Source organism: Ruegeria sp. C11 (assembly GCF_056537725.1).
Genome location: NZ_JBQFSB010000001.1, coordinates 449,094 through 466,353, shown reverse-complemented (window position 1 = coordinate 466,353; position 17,260 = coordinate 449,094). Strand labels below are relative to the sequence as shown.

General features: G+C 58.7%; 19 protein-coding genes. 9 read left to right on the top strand and 10 right to left on the bottom strand.

The features are described 5' to 3' along the window. Positions 1-82: 82 nt before the first annotated feature. The 3 genes from ACR0NA_RS02350 to glmM are packed head-to-tail and all read left to right on the top strand — an operon-like array spanning position 83 to position 3,381. Positions 83-1,003 carry a dihydroneopterin aldolase gene (locus tag ACR0NA_RS02350; protein WP_480725767.1) on the top strand — a complete coding sequence of 307 codons (921 nt, stop codon included), beginning with the start codon at positions 83-85 and terminating at the stop codon, positions 1,001-1,003. Continuing rightward, the gene (folP, locus tag ACR0NA_RS02345) at positions 1,000-1,998 is read left to right on the top strand and encodes a dihydropteroate synthase (RefSeq protein ID WP_480725766.1); all 999 of its coding nucleotides are present in this window, start codon (positions 1,000-1,002) and stop codon (positions 1,996-1,998) included. Before ACR0NA_RS02350 ends, folP begins: the two co-directional genes overlap by 4 nt. A 36-nt stretch (positions 1,999-2,034) precedes the next feature. After that, positions 2,035-3,381 (top strand): phosphoglucosamine mutase, encoded by a 1,347-nt coding sequence (gene glmM, locus ACR0NA_RS02340; RefSeq protein WP_480725765.1) that lies wholly within the window; start codon positions 2,035-2,037, stop codon positions 3,379-3,381. On the opposite strand, the gene ACR0NA_RS02335 is transcribed toward glmM, so the two are convergent. Next, positions 3,378-4,298 carry a DMT family transporter gene (locus tag ACR0NA_RS02335; protein WP_480725764.1) on the bottom strand — a complete coding sequence of 307 codons (921 nt, stop codon included), beginning with the start codon at positions 4,296-4,298 and terminating at the stop codon, positions 3,378-3,380. The genes glmM and ACR0NA_RS02335 overlap by 4 nt on opposite strands. On the opposite strand from ACR0NA_RS02335, the gene ACR0NA_RS02330 reads away from it, so the two are divergent. Next, entirely contained in the window at positions 4,297-4,935 is a 639-nt protein-coding gene (locus ACR0NA_RS02330) for a hypothetical protein (protein WP_480725763.1), read from the top strand. The two genes, ACR0NA_RS02335 and ACR0NA_RS02330, sit on opposite strands and share 2 nt — an antisense overlap. A gap of 62 nt (positions 4,936-4,997) precedes the next feature. Here ACR0NA_RS02330 and ilvC read toward each other — a convergent pair whose 3' ends face one another. Further along, a complete protein-coding gene (ilvC, locus tag ACR0NA_RS02325) occupies positions 4,998-6,020 on the bottom strand; it encodes a ketol-acid reductoisomerase (RefSeq protein WP_170651715.1) in 1,023 nt (340 codons plus the stop codon). Between the two features lie 131 nt (positions 6,021-6,151). On the opposite strand from ilvC, the gene ACR0NA_RS02320 reads away from it, so the two are divergent. After that, positions 6,152-6,607, top strand: a complete 456-nt coding sequence (locus ACR0NA_RS02320; protein WP_170651716.1) for an Lrp/AsnC family transcriptional regulator — start codon at positions 6,152-6,154, stop codon at positions 6,605-6,607. Next, positions 6,604-7,062, top strand: coding sequence for an Lrp/AsnC family transcriptional regulator (locus tag ACR0NA_RS02315; protein ID WP_170651717.1), 459 nt, complete (start codon positions 6,604-6,606; stop codon positions 7,060-7,062). The genes ACR0NA_RS02320 and ACR0NA_RS02315 overlap by 4 nt, the downstream gene beginning before the upstream one ends. A 7-nt stretch (positions 7,063-7,069) precedes the next feature. Here the strand turns inward: ACR0NA_RS02315 and ACR0NA_RS02310 are convergent, their stop codons facing one another. Beyond that, positions 7,070-7,771, bottom strand: a complete 702-nt coding sequence (locus tag ACR0NA_RS02310) for a GntR family transcriptional regulator (protein ID WP_170651718.1) — start codon at positions 7,769-7,771, stop codon at positions 7,070-7,072. Between the two features lie 230 nt (positions 7,772-8,001). Here ACR0NA_RS02310 and ACR0NA_RS02305 point away from each other — a divergent pair, with 230 nt between their 5' ends. Beyond that, a complete protein-coding gene (locus ACR0NA_RS02305; RefSeq protein WP_480725762.1) occupies positions 8,002-9,129 on the top strand; it encodes an aminotransferase class V-fold PLP-dependent enzyme in 1,128 nt (375 codons plus the stop codon). 13 nt (positions 9,130-9,142) lie between these two features. Here the strand turns inward: ACR0NA_RS02305 and ACR0NA_RS02300 are convergent, their stop codons facing one another. The 3 genes from ACR0NA_RS02300 to ACR0NA_RS02290 all read right to left on the bottom strand — a co-directional run bounded on the left by ACR0NA_RS02300 (position 9,143) and on the right by ACR0NA_RS02290 (position 11,393). Continuing rightward, entirely contained in the window at positions 9,143-10,339 is a 1,197-nt protein-coding gene (locus ACR0NA_RS02300) for a UbiH/UbiF family hydroxylase (RefSeq protein ID WP_480725761.1), read from the bottom strand. A 74-nt stretch (positions 10,340-10,413) separates the two neighbouring features. After that, the gene (locus tag ACR0NA_RS02295; protein ID WP_170651723.1) at positions 10,414-10,662 is read right to left on the bottom strand and encodes a hypothetical protein; all 249 of its coding nucleotides are present in this window, start codon (positions 10,660-10,662) and stop codon (positions 10,414-10,416) included. 86 nt (positions 10,663-10,748) lie between these two features. Then, a complete protein-coding gene (locus ACR0NA_RS02290) occupies positions 10,749-11,393 on the bottom strand; it encodes a pyrimidine 5'-nucleotidase (protein WP_480725760.1) in 645 nt (214 codons plus the stop codon). Between the two features lie 99 nt (positions 11,394-11,492). On the opposite strand from ACR0NA_RS02290, the gene ACR0NA_RS02285 reads away from it, so the two are divergent. Beyond that, positions 11,493-12,134, top strand: coding sequence for a GntR family transcriptional regulator (locus tag ACR0NA_RS02285; RefSeq protein WP_480725759.1), 642 nt, complete (start codon positions 11,493-11,495; stop codon positions 12,132-12,134). A gap of 3 nt (positions 12,135-12,137) precedes the next feature. On the opposite strand, the gene ACR0NA_RS02280 is transcribed toward ACR0NA_RS02285, so the two are convergent. Together ACR0NA_RS02280 and carA are read right to left on the bottom strand one after the other, a co-directional pair. Beyond that, positions 12,138-14,018, bottom strand: a complete 1,881-nt coding sequence (locus ACR0NA_RS02280) for a glycosyltransferase (protein WP_480725758.1) — start codon at positions 14,016-14,018, stop codon at positions 12,138-12,140. An 81-nt stretch (positions 14,019-14,099) separates the two neighbouring features. After that, positions 14,100-15,266, bottom strand: a complete 1,167-nt coding sequence (gene carA, locus ACR0NA_RS02275) for a glutamine-hydrolyzing carbamoyl-phosphate synthase small subunit (RefSeq protein WP_480725757.1) — start codon at positions 15,264-15,266, stop codon at positions 14,100-14,102. A gap of 183 nt (positions 15,267-15,449) precedes the next feature. On the opposite strand from carA, the gene ACR0NA_RS02270 reads away from it, so the two are divergent. After that, the gene (locus ACR0NA_RS02270; protein ID WP_480725756.1) at positions 15,450-15,935 is read left to right on the top strand and encodes a GatB/YqeY domain-containing protein; all 486 of its coding nucleotides are present in this window, start codon (positions 15,450-15,452) and stop codon (positions 15,933-15,935) included. Between the two features lie 26 nt (positions 15,936-15,961). On the opposite strand, the gene ACR0NA_RS02265 is transcribed toward ACR0NA_RS02270, so the two are convergent. Next, positions 15,962-16,453, bottom strand: coding sequence for a DUF2244 domain-containing protein (locus ACR0NA_RS02265; protein ID WP_480725755.1), 492 nt, complete (start codon positions 16,451-16,453; stop codon positions 15,962-15,964). A 49-nt stretch (positions 16,454-16,502) separates the two neighbouring features. After that, positions 16,503-17,102 carry a DsbA family protein gene (locus ACR0NA_RS02260; protein WP_480725754.1) on the bottom strand — a complete coding sequence of 200 codons (600 nt, stop codon included), beginning with the start codon at positions 17,100-17,102 and terminating at the stop codon, positions 16,503-16,505. Between the last annotated feature and the right edge of the window lie 158 nt (positions 17,103-17,260).

The window sequence follows — 17,260 nt, the reverse complement described above, 5'->3', positions numbered from 1 at the left end:
GGCGTTTGCGTGGGTGCTATAGGCCCGCGCAACGTATAATTTGTGCAGACCTGTCTGCAGAGCCCGAAAAGGCCGAAAAACCATGAGTTCTGAAATCCGTCTTGCCTTTGCGCACCCCTCGGAACGGTCCGAGGCGACCGCGCCCCTTGGCCCGCTGGACCGCATCTCGTTGCGTGACCACATTGTCGAGGTCGAGATCGGCGCCTTTCAGGCCGAGCGGGGCACCACCCAGCGCATTTGCTTTAACATCGTGGTCGAAGTAAAGCCACTGACAGACCCGATTGACGACGACGTCGATCGCATCCTGTCTTATGACCGCGTGACCGAAGCCATCGCCTTCGAGCTTGCGGCAGAACGTCTGAACCTGCTGGAAACTCTGGCCGAACGTGTGGCCGAACGTATCCTGCTTGAACCGCAGGCCGTACGCGCCTTTGTTCGAATCGAAAAACTGGATCGCGGCCCGGGCGCGCTGGGTGTCGAGATCGTGCGCGGCAAGGATGCAGTTCACCACGACGTCACCGAGGAAGAGCGCCCGCACCCGCGTCTGGTGTTTCTGGCGAATGAGGCCATTGCATCCGAAAACCTTTCCGTCTGGATTGATCAACTGGAAAGCCGGAAGCGACCCCTGATCCTGTGCGTCGGCGCTGCCGAGGTGCCGGTTTCCCAGACCGGTCACGCAATGACGCAGCGGCGGATCGATCTTTTGGCCATCGAACAGAACGCCTGGGTTCTGGCCGCCCGGGATCATCGCTGCGTGGTCGTTTCCACCCGGACCGAACTGGACTGGGCGATGAAGAACGGACAGATCTGCGTCTGGGCCCCGTCGAAAATCGTGCTGGATGCGGTGGACGGCCCTTCGGCCAAGCCATCTGATGCCGTGGCGCTGGCGGCATGGTTCGCGGCCACGTTCGAGGCCAGCGAAATGCTGGTGATCGGCGGTGAGCTGCCGGACAAGCCCAGCGTTCCCTTGCGGGCCGTTCCGGTGGAGCAAAGTCAACTGTGACCCGATACTGCCGTCCGCTGGTGCAAAACGGGCGTGTGCGTCCTGCTGAGGCTGTTTCGCTGGCCGGCCAGGATTTGTGGTTTACCCATGTCGAGGTGTTAAGTCGCGATGCCGGATCAGAGGTCGTTGCGGTTTCAGATATTTCCTCCGAGGCGCTTTTACGTCTGTCCAGCCCGCGTGCACCGATCGCCGGGCTCGGTATGAACCAACCGCACATCATGGGCATTCTTAACGCCACACCGGACAGCTTTTCAGACGGTGGCAGGCACAACTCGGTAGATTCTGCGCGGTCTGCGGCTGCAGAAATGGTTTCTCATGGAGCAACAATTCTGGATATCGGGGGGGAATCTACACGGCCCGGTGCGAATTTTGTGCCCGAAGACGAAGAAATTTCGCGGACCGAACCGCTGGTCAGGGCCATTCGGGATGCAACCGATGCGCTGATTTCCATTGATACCCGCAAGGCAGAGGTGGCCAAGGCCGCATGTGCGGCAGGTGCCGGTTTGGTCAATGACGTAACCGGATTTACCTTTGATCCGGACCTTGCCCCTTTTTGCGCTGCAGCGCAGATGCCCGTATGTGCCATGCATATTCAGGGCGACCCCGCGACCATGCAGGATGATCCGCAATACGATGATGTTCTGCTGGATGTGTATGACTTTCTTGAAAACCGCGTGAAGCATCTGGAAGGCTTGGGGATGGACCGGCGGAAGATCGTCGTCGATCCGGGTATCGGTTTTGGAAAGAGCGAGGAACACAATCTGACCCTTCTCAAAAATCTGAGCCTTTTTCACGGGTTGGGATGCGTTCTTCTATTGGGTGTGTCGCGCAAGGGTTTCATTGGCCGGATTGGGAATGAACCGCGCAAAGACGCCCGCGCGCCGGGTTCGATTGCTGTGGCGTTGGCAGGGCTGGCGCAGGGCGTGCAGATCATTCGGGTGCATGACGTTGCCGAGACGGCTCAGGCCTTGCGCCTGTGGGCTGCCGTCCGGTAGGTCTGTCTCGTCAAAGGACCATTGGAGACACAACTGATGCGCAAGCTGTTCGGAACCGACGGGGTGCGGGGCACCGCAAATACCCATCCGATGACCGCCGAAATGGCCTTGCGCATCGGCGCGGCGGTCGGGAGGTATTTTCGCAGGGATTCCTCGGGCGTGCACCGGGTGGTGATCGGCAAGGATACCCGTCTGTCCGGCTATATGTTCGAAAATGCGCTGACGGCGGGTCTGACATCGACCGGAATGAACGTGCTTTTGCTGGGTCCGGTGCCGACCCCGGCAGTTGGTCTGATGACCCGGTCGATGCGGGCGGATCTTGGGGTCATGATCTCGGCCAGTCATAACCCTGCAGATGACAACGGCATCAAGTTCTTTGGTCCAGACGGTTTCAAGCTGTCGGATCAGGCCGAGATCGAGATCGAAAAGCTGATCGACGAAGGCGTGAATGCTGCACAAGCTCACAACATCGGTCGCGCCCGGCGGGTGGATGATGCCCGGTTCCGATATGGTGAACGGGTCAAATCCTCGCTGCCGCGCGATTTGCGGCTGGATGGGCTTAAGGTGGTGATCGACTGCGCGAATGGCGCAGCGCACCGAACCGCGCCCGAGGTCCTGTGGGAACTGGGCGCCGACGTCATACCGGTTGGAATTGCCCCCAACGGCAAGAACATCAACCTCGGCTGCGGGTCCACCCAGCCGCAGGTTGCCTCGGAAACAGTGGTCGCCCATGGGGCGGATGTAGGTATCTGCCTTGACGGAGACGCGGACCGGGTCGTGGTGATCGACGAACAGGGCAATGTTGCTGATGGTGATCAGTTGATGGCCCTGCTGGCGTCGCGCTGGGCTGCATCCGGTCAGTTGAAAGGCGATGCGCTGGTTGCAACGGTCATGTCGAACCTCGGCCTTGAACGGCATCTGCAATCGCAAAACCTGCGCCTTGAGCGCACGGCGGTCGGTGACCGATATGTCGTTGAGCGGATGAGAGAAGGTGGTTTCAACCTTGGCGGCGAACAGTCGGGCCATATCGTGATGAGCGATTATGCAACCACCGGCGACGGTTTGATGGCGGGGCTGCATTTTCTGGCTGAAATGGTCTTATCGGGCCGGTCTGCTTCGGAACTGGCGCGCCAGTTTGAACCGGTGCCGCAGCTGTTGAAGAACGTGCGTTTTGGTGAGGGGCTGGCGCCGCTGGATCTGCCGAAAGTTCAGAACGCCATCGCCGAGGCCGAAGGGGCGCTGAACGGAAAGGGGCGGCTGTTGATCCGCAAATCCGGCACCGAGCCGCTGATTCGTGTGATGGCAGAGTGCGAAGACGAGGTTTTGCTGGAACGCACGGTGGATTTCGTTGTGGAAGCTGTTTCCAGCGCTGTGTCCGTTTAGGTCCGGGTGAACAGTCTGCGTAATGCGCCGAACTGACTGAGAACCAGCCCGGCAAGAATAAGCAACAACGCCCACAACAACGTCGGCGGCAGCGGTTCGCCCAGAAACACCGCGCCCAAAATCACCGCCCAGACCGGAACCTGATAGTTTGTCAGGCTCATGAAAACCGGCCCGGCCGTGCGTACGACGGTCACGCGCAAAATGTTCGCTGCCGCAGTCGGCACCATGCCAAGAAACGCCACCAAAAGTAATGTACGTCGGTCGGGCAGGGTGGGCGGTCCTTCCGCAATCCATGCCATTGGCACAATTGCAACCGCTCCGATCAACAGCAAGACGGTGGACAGCCCGATCGGATCTACCGGAGGAAGTCGGCGCATCAGAATGGACCCGATCGCATAGCAGGCAGCGGCGGACAGGCAGGCCAGCCGTCCCGGCAATTCGCGCGCCGAGCCAGAGCTTTCAAACGCTTGCGATCCGATCAGTAGCGCCACACCCGCAAAGCCAATGCCGAATCCGACCGCCCGTCGCAGGCTCATCCTTTCGCCGGGCACAAAAAAATGCGCCAACGGAACGATCATCAGGGCTATGGAGGCCATTGAAACACCGGTAAAGCCCGAGGTGACATATTGCTGGCCCCAGGAAATCAGGGAAAACGGCACGGCCGAGGACAGCAGTCCGATGATGATCAGAGAAATCAGGCAGTCCCGATCCGGCGGAGCGGCCAGCAACCGCCCGCCCATGGCCTGCCACAATACCGTGCTCAGCAGGGCACCAAATCCGATCCGATAGGCGGCCAGCCAGAATGGTGTCATGTTTTCCAGTGCAAGCTCGATGACAAGAAAAGTGCCGCCCCAAACAAAGCCCAGGGCCGCGATCATGGCCCAGCTTTTCAGTGTGATCTGTGGGGTTTCGGTCATGCGTGATCCGGTCGAAAACTACTTGCGGCTACTTAGCGGGAAGGACGCGGTGTCTGCGTGGAAACATGCCTTGTCATTCGAAAATACACAAAGGATAAATGGCGCAATTATAATATGTTGTGGAGACTTTTTTGTGCAGAAATTCGTAAAGAGAACCCTGGTGGCCGCTGCTTTGATTCTTGGTGCCGGCACCGCAATGGCAGACATGTCCGTTGCGTTGCAGGGCGGATGGGATGGCAAGCGCGTACCGAAAGGGCAGCAATGCACATTGTTCGGGGGCAAGGGGGCAACTCCGCCGATGCAGGTGAGCGGGCTGCCAAATGGTACGGCCTGGGTCTATGTCGAATACAACGACCGTAGCTATCGCCCGCTTTCAAAAAACGGCGGTCACGGGGTAATCGGATATCCTGTCAAAGGAAGTTCGGCCGAGTTGTATTCGGTGCCCGGACTGAAGGGTAGTCTGCCAGGCAAGGCAAAGGTGATTTCGGCTGCACGCGGCACGGGTCAATATGAATCCGCAGGCTATCTGCCACCATGCTCGGGTGGCAGGAACAACCTCTATTTTGCAGTCATCAAGGCGATGTCATCTGACGGCAAGACCCTTGAGAAAAAGAAGATCGAACTCGGTCGTTACTGATTGATGCGAATAAAAAAGGCGCCCGATTTGGGCGCCTTTTCAGATGCTGCGGCATCTGTTGATCAGTTCTTTTCCTGATCGACCAGCTTGCCAGCCGAAATCCACGGCATCATGTCGCGCAGTTTCTTGCCAACCTGCTCGATCTGATGCTCGTCATTGTGACGGCGGGCCGCTTTGATGGTCGGCTGACCAACAGCGTTTTCCAGCATGAAGTCGCGCACGAACTTGCCGGTTTGGATGTCCGACAGGGTCTCTTTCATCGCTTTCTTCGTCTGCTCATAGGGCAGAATGCGCGGGCCGGTGACGTACTGGCCGTACTCGGCAGTGTTCGAGATCGAATAGTCCATGTTCGCGATGCCGCCTTCGTAGATCAGGTCAACGATCAGCTTGGTTTCGTGCAGGCACTCGAAATAGGCCATTTCAGGAGCATAACCTGCCTCCACCAGCGTCTCGAAACCGCAACGGATCAGTTCGACGATACCACCGCACAGAACCGCCTGTTCGCCGAACAGGTCGGTTTCGCATTCTTCGCGGAAGTTGGTCTCGATGATGCCCGAACGTCCGCCACCAATGGCCGAGCAGTAGGACAGACCGATTTCCAGCGCCTTGCCGGTCGCGTCCTTGTCCACGGCAACCAGACAGGGCACGCCGCCGCCTTTGACATATTCGCCGCGTACGGTGTGGCCGGGGCCTTTGGGGGCCATCATGATGACGTCGACGCCTTCTTTCGGCTCGATTAGGCCGAAATGCACGTTCAGGCCGTGTGCGAATGCGATTGCAGCGCCCGGCTTGATGTTGTCGTGGACGTATTTCTTGTAGGTCTCGGCCTGCAGTTCGTCGGGCATGGTGAACATGATGACGTCGCACCAAGCCGCCGCTTCGGCGATACCCATGACTTCCAGACCTTCGGCTTCGGCTTTCTTGGCCGATGCGGAACCCTCGCGCAGAGCGACGACAAGGTTCTTCGCGCCCGAATCGCGCAGGTTCAGTGCGTGGGCATGACCTTGGCTACCGTAGCCCAGGATCGCCACTTTTTTGTCTTTGATCAGGTTGATGTCGCAATCGCGATCGTAATAGACGCGCATTTCGCCGGTCCTTTCAGTTTTGATTGTCGTGCTTTTATCGGGCCGAAACAGTATTGGCGATGGCGATGGGATCGAGTATTCCGGAATGATCGAAAGAATAATTCGCAGTTCTGGAAAAAGTTGAAAAAATCATGCTGGACGATACCGACCGGCGTATCCTGCGTCATTTTCAGGCCGAACCCAGCCTGTCCACCGCTGAACTGGCTGAACGTTGCCGGATCTCTCAGGGCGTGTGCTGGCGCCGGATCGAAAAGATGCAATCCGCAGGGATCATCGAAGGTCAGGAGGCGGTCATTGACTGGACGGCCCTTGGCTATGCCGTTGAGGTATCGTTGCGGGTGACGTTGGACAAAACGCAGCCGCGTGCCTTTGATGAATTCATTGCCGGGGCGCGTCAGGTGCCCGAGGTGATCGAGATTCAGACGTTTCTGGGCCGGGTGGACGTTCGTTTGTCAGTTTTGGCGCGTGATATGTCACACTATCAAAAGCTGTATCGCGACCGAATCCTGCCCTTGCCGCACATCGCGGATATCGAGGCGCTGATGCATATCGCGCGGGTGAAACGTGATGAGGTTCTACCGGTATGATCGAGCTGGACGATGTTGACAGACAGCTTTTGCGCGCACTGGCGCAGGACGCTACGCAAAGCGCAGGCGCGCTGGGACGCAAGTTCGGGCTGTCCCAGCCGGCGACGTGGCGGCGCATTCGGCGTCTGGAGGATGCAGGTGTCATCAAAGGGCGCCGGTTGCGTTTGAATGCCGAGGCGCTGGGATTTGGTGTCACTGTCTTTCTTGGCGTGAAACTGGCGCGGAAAGGGCAGATCAGTCTGGAGGATTTCGAGCGCGCCGTCAGCGCCATCCCCGAGGTGCAAACCGTCGAACATGTTCTGGGGCTCTATGACTATCGTCTGCGGGTCGTTGCCCGGGATCTTTCAGATTTCGAGCGGGTTTTGCGGCGACGGATCATGACTTTGCCCGGCGCCGGTGATGTCGAGGCAAATGTTCTGCTGAGCGAGGAGCGTCTTCCTGGCCCCATCGGATGACCCGGTGTCAGTAACTGGTTCTGACGCAAAAACCGGGTTGGTGGGTCATGCGGGCAAACGTCACGGGCTGTCCGGTAAGCCGGGTGGTGCGCTCCAGCTGGATCATCGGTGCGCCCGTCGTCGTCCCCAAAAACTCCGCCAGCCTTCCATCGGCCGAGATGGCGCAGAATGCGACATCTGCATCGGTGAAGGGCGCCGCGCTCAACAACCATTCATGAGGGCCGGATTCACTCAGATCCGCCTGCTCAACGTCGGGTAGAACCTCGATATTGATCCAGCGTTCTTCCAGTTGATAGGGGCGATTGTCTGCGTAATGCATACAGACGACGTGCAGGATGCGGGTGTCGGATGCCACGCCAAGTTGCGCGGCCAGCCACGCAGGGCTGAGGATCACGTTACGTTCAACCAAGCAATACCGATATTCCGAGTTCTGATCTTCGATCATCTGCCGGGTCAGCGAAATCTCAAGCTTGGCTTGTTTGGAGGGTTCTTTCTTTACCCTGGTGCCGCTTTTTCGCTTACGCTCGACAAATCCCTGATCTGCAAGTTCGCGGAGCGCGCGGTTTACGGTGGCTCTGGCGCAATTGAATTCTTCGGCCAGTTGCGTTTCCGTTGGCAACAGTGAACCCTGAGGCCAGACACGGCTTTCGATACGCCGTTTCACCTCGTCACGTATGACCTGGAAACTTATCCGTTTTTGAACCGTCACGCGACCTCCGTCGTTCTTGTTACGAGTGTGCATATCTGTTCAGAAACACGCAGGAGTGTAAAGGTGCCGTAATGCTGTTTGGCGCCATTTCTCAATGCCTTGACTACTCATTTTTGGTGAGTTGACTGGTCTAGAGGCACTTGACCTTGCGTCACTTGAATTGAATTTTGCGCTTTACCAACCCGGCTGCCACGTTCAGAAATTCCGGGACCAGTCAGAAAGGACAAAACATGCCTGCACTGCTTGAAACCGTCGACCCTGACGGCCTCGAGGAATTCTCGGTCGTTTTCACCGATCGCTCGCTCAATCATATGTCCGCGGCCTTTCAGCAGGTGATGCGGGATATCTCGTCCTTGCTGGGCGAGGTTTATAATGCCGACGGAGTGGCGGTGATCCCGGGTGGCGGGACCTACGGGATGGAAGCAGTCGCCCGCCAGTTTGCACGCGGTGCCGATGTGCTGGTGGTACGGAATGGCTGGTTTTCCTATCGCTGGAGCCAGATTTTTGAAACCGGCGGCCTGACGGCATCAAGTACCGTGATGAAAGCCAGGCAAACAGGCAACTCAAATCCATCACCATTTGCCCCTGCACCGATCGAAGAGGTCGTGGCGACCATTCGGGAACAGCGTCCGGGCATCGTGTTTGCGCCGCATGTTGAAACCGCTGCCGGTGTGATCCTGCCAGACGACTACATCACCGCCATGGCCTCCGCCGCGCACGAGGTCGGCGCGTTGATGGTGCTGGACTGCATCGCCTCGGGCTGTGTCTGGGTAGATATGAAGGCGACAGGTGTCGACGTCCTGATCTCGGCCCCGCAAAAGGGGTGGAGCGCGTCGCCCTGTGCCGGGCTGGTCATGTTGTCCGAGCGGGCCGGGGCGCGCCTGGACGAAACGACTTCGGACAGTTTTGCCATAGATCTGAAGAAATGGCGCCAGATCATGCAGGCGTATGAGAACGGCGGTCATGCCTATCACGCGACCATGCCGACGGATGCCCTCCGCGCATTTCGCGATACGATGTTGGAAACCAAGGACTACGGCTTTGAAAAGCTGCGCGAGGCGCAGTGGGCGCTGGGCAATGGCGTTCGCGCGATGCTGAAGGACAAGGGGGTCGTTTCAGTGGCTGCCGAAGGGTTCGGAGCGCCGGGCGTTGTCGTAAGCTATACTTCTGACCCCGAGATCCAGAATGGCAAGAAATTCGCCGCACTGGGCATGCAGATCGCAGCAGGCGTTCCCTTGCAGTGTGATGAGCCCGCAGGCTTTAGCACCTTCCGGCTGGGCCTGTTCGGTCTGGACAAGCTCTATGATGTGGATGGCACCATTTCCCGGCTGAGACGAGCACTGGATCAGGTGCTGTAAATTCGATTGGGCCTCAGCGCACGCCGAGGCCCATCTGCATCAGTGTCTTTCGTACCGGTGCCAGTGAATAAAGCGCGTTCAGGCCCATGGCCCGGGCGTCCCGCAGGGCGCGGGTTTCAACCATCGAGGCACGGTTCAGCAGGTCGATTCCTTTGACCCGCAATTCGACCTCGGTATGGCGGGCCTTGTGGTAGGCATCCAGCATCTGCGCATCGCCAAGCCCGTCGGGCCGCGCCTGTGCCAGTTCCAGCAGGCAGCGCAAGTCGCCCAGTGACATGTTCAACCCCTGCGCGCCGATGGGTGGCACGACATGTGCAGCTTCTGCCATCAGCGCCACACGCTCGCCCGACAGCCGCTCTGCGGACTGACTGATGATCGGCCAGATGGTGCGGCGCGAAGCAAGTTTGAGCGGACCGAACAGGCCACAGGACCGTTCTGTCATGGCGGCCTCGAACTCTTCGGGGTCCAGGTTCAGCAATTCCAGCGCCCGTGGCCCGCGTTCCATCCAGACAATCGCCGAGGATGGTTGACCTTGCCAGTCGGGCAGGGGCACTAGTGTGAACGGCCCGCCCGAACGATGGATTTCGGTCGAGACGTTGTCATGGGCGATCGGATGCGTGACGGCAAAGGCCAGCGCCTTTTGACCATAGCGGGTCGTATGAACGTCAATTCCGGCGGCCTCGCGCATGGGCGAGTTCCGGCCATCTGCGGCAATCACCAACTTGCACCGGATGCGGCTGCCGTCGCTCAGGCCTAAGCGCGCCTCAGCAGTGCGCGTGAACAGGCTGCTTGTGCCTGTGCCGGGGCGAAAATCCACATTGGGCAGTTCGGCCAGACGTGCGACCATCTCGCGCCGCAGCAGCCAGTTCGGCAGATTCCATCCAAACGGCTGATCGGAAATGTCGGCAGCGTTGAAGTCCCTTACCACCCGGGGTTCGGGAACATCTCCGCCCGCATCCACGATGCGCATGACCTGCAGCGGCGCGGCATATTCTGCCAGCCGCGCCCACAGACCGCATTGCTCCAGCAAGCCGCGCGAGGGTTGCAGGAATGCGGTGGTCCGCAGATCAGACCCGTCGACATCCCGTTCGGTAATCGGCGGGCTGGGGTCGACGCAGACGACGTCAAAACCCGCCGCACCAAATACCGCCGCGGCGGTCAGCCCGGCAATGCCGCCGCCGGAAATCAGGATGTCACAGCTGTCAGTCATGGTGAGTATCTCCGTTGCTGGCGAACCCTATGGTCGATCCGCGCCGGATACCAAGTGACATCCTGTCCCGCTTGTCAGCCGCGCGAGATGAGCAAAAGGATCAGAAACATCACTGGCACCATGGCCAGCGCGGGCAGGTACAGCCCCGGCAGGCCGAACAGCATGATCGAACAGCCCCACATGCCAACGATCGCGGCGACAGTGTACCACAAATCCTCGGGCTGCCCGTCGGCCACATCCCGAGCCATCCAGCCAAACAGGGGGATGGAATAAACCAGACGCTGCCATATGGGCAGGCGGCGGGGCATTTCGATCGCGCTCATGGGACTCTCCGTTCTGTTCGTCGCTGCGGCGGATATAAGTGCCGGGCAGTGACTGTATCAGGCGCAGATCGTCGCAGTCTGACGGATTAGCAAAGGCGGCCAAGAAACCCCGTCAGGTCGTCCGTATGATGGTGGATGAAATCGGCATCATGAGGCTCTGGCGCGACATGCACCGTGCGCATTCCCATTTGATGGGGGGCGGCAAGGTTGCGTGGATCATCTTCGAACATGGCGGCCTTTGTCGCGTCGATTCCGTCTTGCGCAAAGATCGCCTCGAACGCGTCCCGCTCCGGTTTCGGACGATAGTCGGCGTGTTCCACCCCATAGATCGCATCGAACAACCCGCTTAGCCCTCGCGCCGCGAGTACCCTTTCGGCATAGGGCGCGCTGCCGTTGGTATAGACGATACGCCTTCCGGGCAGTGCACGGATGTGATCGGCCAGCGCCTTGTCAGGCTCCATGTGGCTCATGTCGACCTGATGAACCGCATGCAGATAGGGAACGGGATCAAGATCGTGTTCGGCCATCAGCCCGGCCAGCGTTGTCCCGTATTGCCGCCAGTAATGAGACCGCAGGCGGTCGGCCTCGGTCTTTTCAACACCAAGGGCCTGTACCACATAGTTGGTCATCAGCACCTCGATCTGATCGAACAGGCGCATGTGTGGCGGGTACAGAGTGTTATCGAGATCGAACACCCATTGGGTGACGTGGGCGAATGCAGGCTTGACCATGCCATGGGTTTAGGACGCGATGGCGCGGTTTTCAATGCCCGGGCTTGATCGCGTGTCGGTGTGGCGGATAGACAGTTCCGAACAGGGAGAAAACGACAGATGAGTCAGACCAACAAAGACGCCTATAGCCTGATATTGGAAGCAATAGACGTAGGCGTCTATAAACCCGGCGATCGTCTGGTTGAAATTGAACTTGCCGAACGGTTCGGCGTGTCGCGCACGCCGATCCGCGAGGCACTGCAACGTCTGGAAACGCAGTCTCTGCTGGAACGGGATGGGCGGTCACTGATCGTGGCCTCTCTTGACCACAACCAGATGGCGGAGTTGTACGTTGTCCGGCGCGAGTTGGAAGGGCTAGCGGCGCGTCTTGCCGCCCGTCATGCGACCAAAGAGGAAATTCAGGTTCTACGGGATATGGTGCAGGAGGACGATGCACTGGTGAATGACCCGACCGCTCTGTCCCGCGCCAATCGCAGGTTCCACGAACAGATTCATCTGGCGTCACACAATCGCTATCTCGTTCAGCAGCTTGATCTTGTGCACCGCACAATGGCTCTGATGGCAACAACGTCGCTTGCGGCGCAGGGCAGGGGTGAAATCGCACAGGGTGAGCATAAGGCCATAGTCGAAGCGATTGCTGCCCGGGACGAGGATGCGGCAGACAAGGCGCTGACGGATCATATCTCGATTGCCTTCATGACCCGCCTCAAGCAGGACGCGGATCGGCGGGAAAGCCGCTGAGGATCAGAGCACGGCGTTTTCTTCGTCGGCATGCCCGTGTTCTGTCTTGTCCCAAAAGAAAGGTTTGGCCGCCAGTTCCCACAGGGCTTTGTAGGCGGCCACGACCCCCAGTGGATAGTACAGCACCATAGTCGGCACCCACGGGATCAGGAATCGCCGCTGTCGCGACGACACACCGATCACGCCGATCAACAGATTGAGCGCCTCTGCCACCAGAAACAGGACTGTGCAGCCAAGTATCAGCTGGGAAGAAAATAGGCTGGTAACAGGTTCCGGCAGGCCAAGGAAAATCAACCAGAACGCCCAGAGCACCGGGGCCAGAAGGAATTGCCCCAATGTGCCAAGAAAGAATGCCTGCACCCCCAGAAATTGTTTCACCCCCAGATCGCGCAGCAAACCGGCGGGCGAGCGCATATGCACCAGATATGTGACCATGAATCCCTTTAGCCACCGCGAACGCTGTTTGACCCAGGGCCATGCACGAAAATTGGCCTCTTCATAGGTAACGGCATCAATCATTTCTGACCGGTATCCGGCGCGGCACAGCCGGACCCCAAGGTCCGCGTCTTCGGTTACGTTATGGGCGTCCCAGCCGCCAAGTTCCTCCAGTACTTCGCGCCGGAAAAAGAAGGTGGTTCCGCCCAGCGGCATCACAAGGCCCATTCTGGCTATTCCGGGCAGGATGACGCGGAACCAGCCACAATATTCGATGGTGAAGCAGCGCGAACGCCAGTTTGTGCGGGGGTTGTAGTAGTCCAGAATACCTTGCAGGCAAACGACATCCCTTGGTGTCTGCCCAAACCGCTGGACAACCTTTTCGATCTGATCCGGGGCCGGGGCGTCCTCGGCATCCCAAACGCCCAGTATTTCTCCGCGACAGAAATCCAGCGCATAGTTCATCGCCCGCGGTTTTGTGGTCAAACCGTTCAGGCCGGGGACTTCGATGGCGCGGACCCAGCTGGGCAGGTCGATCTGGGCAAGGGCATCCCGGGTCACATGGTCTTTTTCTTCAAGGACCAGAATTACGTCCAGCAGAGAACGCGGGTAGGTCAGACGTTGAAGCCGGCGTATCAGCACATCAGCCACGGCGCGCTCCTGATAAAGCGGGACCAATATCGAAACGCAGGGCAAACGGTGATCGGCGGGGGTGGGTTCGGTCTTGGCGGACATGCGGCCAATCCGGTCCTGAACAAAGGCGATCAGGCCTGCAAACCGCAGCATCATGAATAAGATTAAGGTGATAAGCGCAATTACAAACAGGATTGTGAAGCCAGACTGAGGTGCCAGCACAAAAACACAGGCCGCCATGAGAAACAGGGCCGCGCAAGACGTCCGTGATGAAGGTGTCCAGGTTCGGCAACTTTGCGAAGGCTCAACACGCCTTTCGGCCGCCAGCGCCAACGGGCGAGAGTATTGGCTGGCAATGGCAGCGTCGATTTGATCCATGCTGGCGAGAACGGGAACAAACGTTTGCCCCTCTGCCTGCAACGCATCACGTATTTCATTGAACCGGTCTGGCCGGAACGTAGCGATCAGGACAATCGGTCCAATGCGCATCCAAGGAATAACGTTATTCTTCAGCCAAAACTCAACGGGCTGCATCGCACAAAGCGCGGCATCTGGTGGCGTGGCCTGCAGGTCTGCAATCTGCATCCCGTTCTGTTCGGCCAGCGCGTCCAGCACCTCGCCCCGGTTCACCCAGCCTTCACCCACAAGGATTTCACCCAGCGGTGCGTTCTGACGGGATTGCAGGTGCAGCGCCCGCTGCAACTGCGCATCGTCAATAACACCGCGCGTGGTCAGAATCCGCCCCAGCGGCACCGGTGGCCGCATGCGGGCAACCGGGTGGGCGGGCGCTAGGCGTTGGAGGTTATGTTCACTCATCAAGCCACTCCGGCGCTTTGGACTGGCGCCAGAGTTGCTCGAACAAGGTTAATGGCCCGTTAAGGCTGATTATGCAGGTTGTTACACCTGTTCTTTTCTCTCGGCCATTGCGGCCGAGAACCGTTCGAACAGATAAAAACTGTCCTGCGGTCCGGGTGAAGCCTCGGGGTGATACTGAACCGAATAAACAGGGCGGTCGGTCATGCGGATACCGCAGTTCGATCCGTCGAACAGCGACTTGTGCGTCTCCGTCACACCATCCGGCAGCGACTGGGCGTCAACGGCGAAACCGTGGTTCATCGACGTGATTTCGACCTTGCCGGTCTCCAGGTCCTTGACCGGGTGGTTTGCGCCATGGTGGCCGTGGTTCATCTTGATGGTCTGGCCACCAAGCGCCAGCGCCAGCATCTGATGGCCAAGGCAGATGCCGAAAACAGGCAATTCGGTGTTGTCCAGAATCTCTTTGATCATCGGCACGGCATATTCGCCGGTTGCGGCCGGGTCGCCGGGGCCGTTTGACAGGAACACGCCATCCGGGTTGTGGGCCAGCACTTCGGCAGCGGTTGCCGTGGCCGGAAGGACGGTGACATCGCATCCGGCGGACGCAAGGCAGCGCAAAATGTTGCGCTTGGCACCATAGTCGATCGCAACAACCTTGTGTACCGGTGCTTCCTGGCGTGCATAGCCGTCCGGCCAGGCCCAACGCATCTCATCCCAGCGATAGCTTTGCGAGCAGGTGACTTCCTTGGCCAGATCCATGCCCTCAAGACCTGCAAATCCACGCGCAGCCGCGACCAGAGCTTCGATATCGAAGTTGCCGTCGGGATCGTGGGCCAGGGCGACATGCGGCGCGCCCTGTTGCCGGATTGCGCGGGTCAGGCGGCGGGTGTCGACGCCACCGATGGCGATCCGTCCCCGTTTTGCCAGCCAGTCCTTGAGTTCCTCGGCCGAGCGCCAGTTTGACGGCTCGGTCGGGTCCCATTTGACGACCATGCCTTCGGCAACTGGATCACCGGTCTCGTCATCCTCGGGGTTGACGCCGACGTTTCCGATATGGGGGAAGGTGAAGGTCACGATCTGCCCCGCATAGGACGGGTCCGTCATGATCTCCTGATAGCCGGTCATCGCGGTGTTAAAGCACAATTCCGCAACTGTTTGACCTGTGGCGCCGAAGCCGTGTCCGTAGAACAGTGTTCCATCGGCCAAAGCCAGACATGCGGTGGGCTTGGACGTGGCATTCTGGGCCATGGCGCGACTCTCCTGCTGGGTAAATCGGCGCATTCCTAAGGGGGTTGAGCCGCTGGGTCAAGTCTGATCAATTTTTGGGCTATTGTTATTTTTCAATAGGTTAGCATATATGCTCTGCTGTTGTGTCGCGCTTTTTGTTTCGATATGTTCAGGTTTCCGGTTCCATGGGGATGGGCAGATCATATGGATATGCGAACAAGGGTGAACAACGCCCTTAAACAGGCAATGAAAGACAAGGCGGCTGAAAGGCTGTCGACCCTGCGTTTGATCAATGCTGCGATCAAGGACAGGGATATCGCGACGCGCGGCTCTGACAATGAAGAAGCCAAAGGTTGCGGCGATGCCGAGGTGCTTGAAATCCTTGGGAAAATGACCAAGCAGCGCAAGGAAAGCGCGCGTGCCTATGAAGAGGGCGGGCGTCTGGATCTCGCCGAGCGTGAACTGCGTGAAGTTGCCGTCATCGAGGAATTCCTGCCCAAGCAGATGGACGATGACGAGGTAACGGCGGCCATTCACGCAGCGATTACAGCAACCGGTGCGGGCTCGATCAGGGACATGGGCAAGGTCATGGGCGAGCTGAAGTCGCGATTCACCGGTCAGATGGATTTCGGCAAGGTCGGACCCATGGTCAAAGACCAGTTGTGTGCCGCGCCGAATGGCGATTGCTGATCAGTAAAGCACATAATTGAGCGAGTTTACTGGGCAGATTCACTGCGCAGCTTGGCGACAAGTTCGCCATAAAGTTCGACGCGTTCGTCCTCGGACAGAAATGAACCGATTTCCACTTCGCGGCCGTCCCCGACCAATGTGACATAATTGGGAACCGGCCCGCCGTGTTTGTGTATCTCGGGGCGTGCCCAATAGCGGTTGCAGTTCCATTCCTGCTTTCGCCCGTGCGGGTTATGACGCACCAGCCGGGCCTGGTTGTGGGATAGCGTCAGGACCTCGAATACGCTGCGCGCCCGATAGTTTGATTTGAACGCCAGCCACAGGCCCAGCACACTCAGCAGCAGAAACGGCAGTAACCCCCACAAGATGACCGATCCCAGAACCGCAAGCAGCGGGATCGAGCCGAATAGAAACACCAGAACTACGGTAACCATGGCACCTTGTGGCGGCAGCGAATTGTGCGGCCACAAGCGCAGTTCCTGCACCGAATCCGAGGTTTGACTCCACCTATAGGGCATAGGCGAAGAATAGCGCGGTGTTTTAAGATGTCGATTGTGGTTTGACCCGTCAGACCACGTGACCGACCTGGGCCCATGATAGCGCGTCGTCAAGCCTGTCGTCGCCCCAGAAAACCTCGCTCTGAACAACAAAGCTGGGGGCGCCGAATACGCCCAGTGAAACAGCGGTATTTGTTTCCTCGTCCAGTGCCGCCATGGTTTCGGGCTCGCGTGCACGGGCAAGCACAGGCGATGGATCCTGCTCGGAGCGGTGAAGGGCTTCGGTCAGCGCCGCTTCGCTGCCGGCTTCGATGCCTTCTTCGAACCAAATGCGGTAAAGAGCCTGCGTAAAACGTTCACCCCAACCATCCTTCATTCCCAAAAGTGCCACCTGATTTGCAAGCGCCAGATCGGAAATCGGGTAGGGGGCCGGAAGGCTTGCATGTACGCCATACTTGGCGGCGCGCCGTTCGATGTCGCGCCACATATATTCCGTTTTTGCCGGTTTGCCGGCAAAGGGGATGTTCTGCTGATCCAGCATAACGGTTCGCACGTTGAACGGGCGCCACCGGACTTTGGCATCATGTTCGGTGCACCAGTCATTCAGACGCATCACCGTCAGGAAGGAATATGTACTGCCAATGGAATACCAAAAATCAATCTCGGGCATCTGAAATCTCCGGATAACCTGTTCGCGGCCCCGTCAAGAATAGCGGATTTTTGGGATTCTGGCGATACTTGGCCACTTTGGGCAGGCGCCAGCACCGCAACGCAATGAAAAAACCCCGCCGGGATACGGCGGGGTTTTCTTTTAGTTTGCTGGTGCCG

Coding starts and splice junctions, on each gene's coding strand:
- ACR0NA_RS02330 (WP_480725763.1), top strand. CDS start 4,297: ATGCGTGATCCGGTCGAAAACTACTTGCGGCTACTTAGCGGGAAGGAC.
- ACR0NA_RS02285 (WP_480725759.1), top strand. CDS start 11,493: ATGAGTCAGACCAACAAAGACGCCTATAGCCTGATATTGGAAGCAATA.
- ACR0NA_RS02300 (WP_480725761.1), bottom strand. CDS start 10,339: ATGACTGACAGCTGTGACATCCTGATTTCCGGCGGCGGCATTGCCGGG.
- ACR0NA_RS02350 (WP_480725767.1), top strand. CDS start 83: ATGAGTTCTGAAATCCGTCTTGCCTTTGCGCACCCCTCGGAACGGTCC.
- ACR0NA_RS02295 (WP_170651723.1), bottom strand. CDS start 10,662: ATGAGCGCGATCGAAATGCCCCGCCGCCTGCCCATATGGCAGCGTCTG.
- ACR0NA_RS02320 (WP_170651716.1), top strand. CDS start 6,152: ATGCTGGACGATACCGACCGGCGTATCCTGCGTCATTTTCAGGCCGAA.
- ACR0NA_RS02270 (WP_480725756.1), top strand. CDS start 15,450: ATGGATATGCGAACAAGGGTGAACAACGCCCTTAAACAGGCAATGAAA.
- carA (WP_480725757.1), bottom strand. CDS start 15,266: ATGGCCCAGAATGCCACGTCCAAGCCCACCGCATGTCTGGCTTTGGCC.
- ACR0NA_RS02315 (WP_170651717.1), top strand. CDS start 6,604: ATGATCGAGCTGGACGATGTTGACAGACAGCTTTTGCGCGCACTGGCG.
- ilvC (WP_170651715.1), bottom strand. CDS start 6,020: ATGCGCGTCTATTACGATCGCGATTGCGACATCAACCTGATCAAAGAC.
- ACR0NA_RS02305 (WP_480725762.1), top strand. CDS start 8,002: ATGCCTGCACTGCTTGAAACCGTCGACCCTGACGGCCTCGAGGAATTC.
- ACR0NA_RS02265 (WP_480725755.1), bottom strand. CDS start 16,453: ATGCCCTATAGGTGGAGTCAAACCTCGGATTCGGTGCAGGAACTGCGC.
- ACR0NA_RS02290 (WP_480725760.1), bottom strand. CDS start 11,393: ATGGTCAAGCCTGCATTCGCCCACGTCACCCAATGGGTGTTCGATCTC.
- ACR0NA_RS02260 (WP_480725754.1), bottom strand. CDS start 17,102: ATGCCCGAGATTGATTTTTGGTATTCCATTGGCAGTACATATTCCTTC.
- glmM (WP_480725765.1), top strand. CDS start 2,035: ATGCGCAAGCTGTTCGGAACCGACGGGGTGCGGGGCACCGCAAATACC.
- ACR0NA_RS02280 (WP_480725758.1), bottom strand. CDS start 14,018: ATGAGTGAACATAACCTCCAACGCCTAGCGCCCGCCCACCCGGTTGCC.
- ACR0NA_RS02335 (WP_480725764.1), bottom strand. CDS start 4,298: ATGACCGAAACCCCACAGATCACACTGAAAAGCTGGGCCATGATCGCG.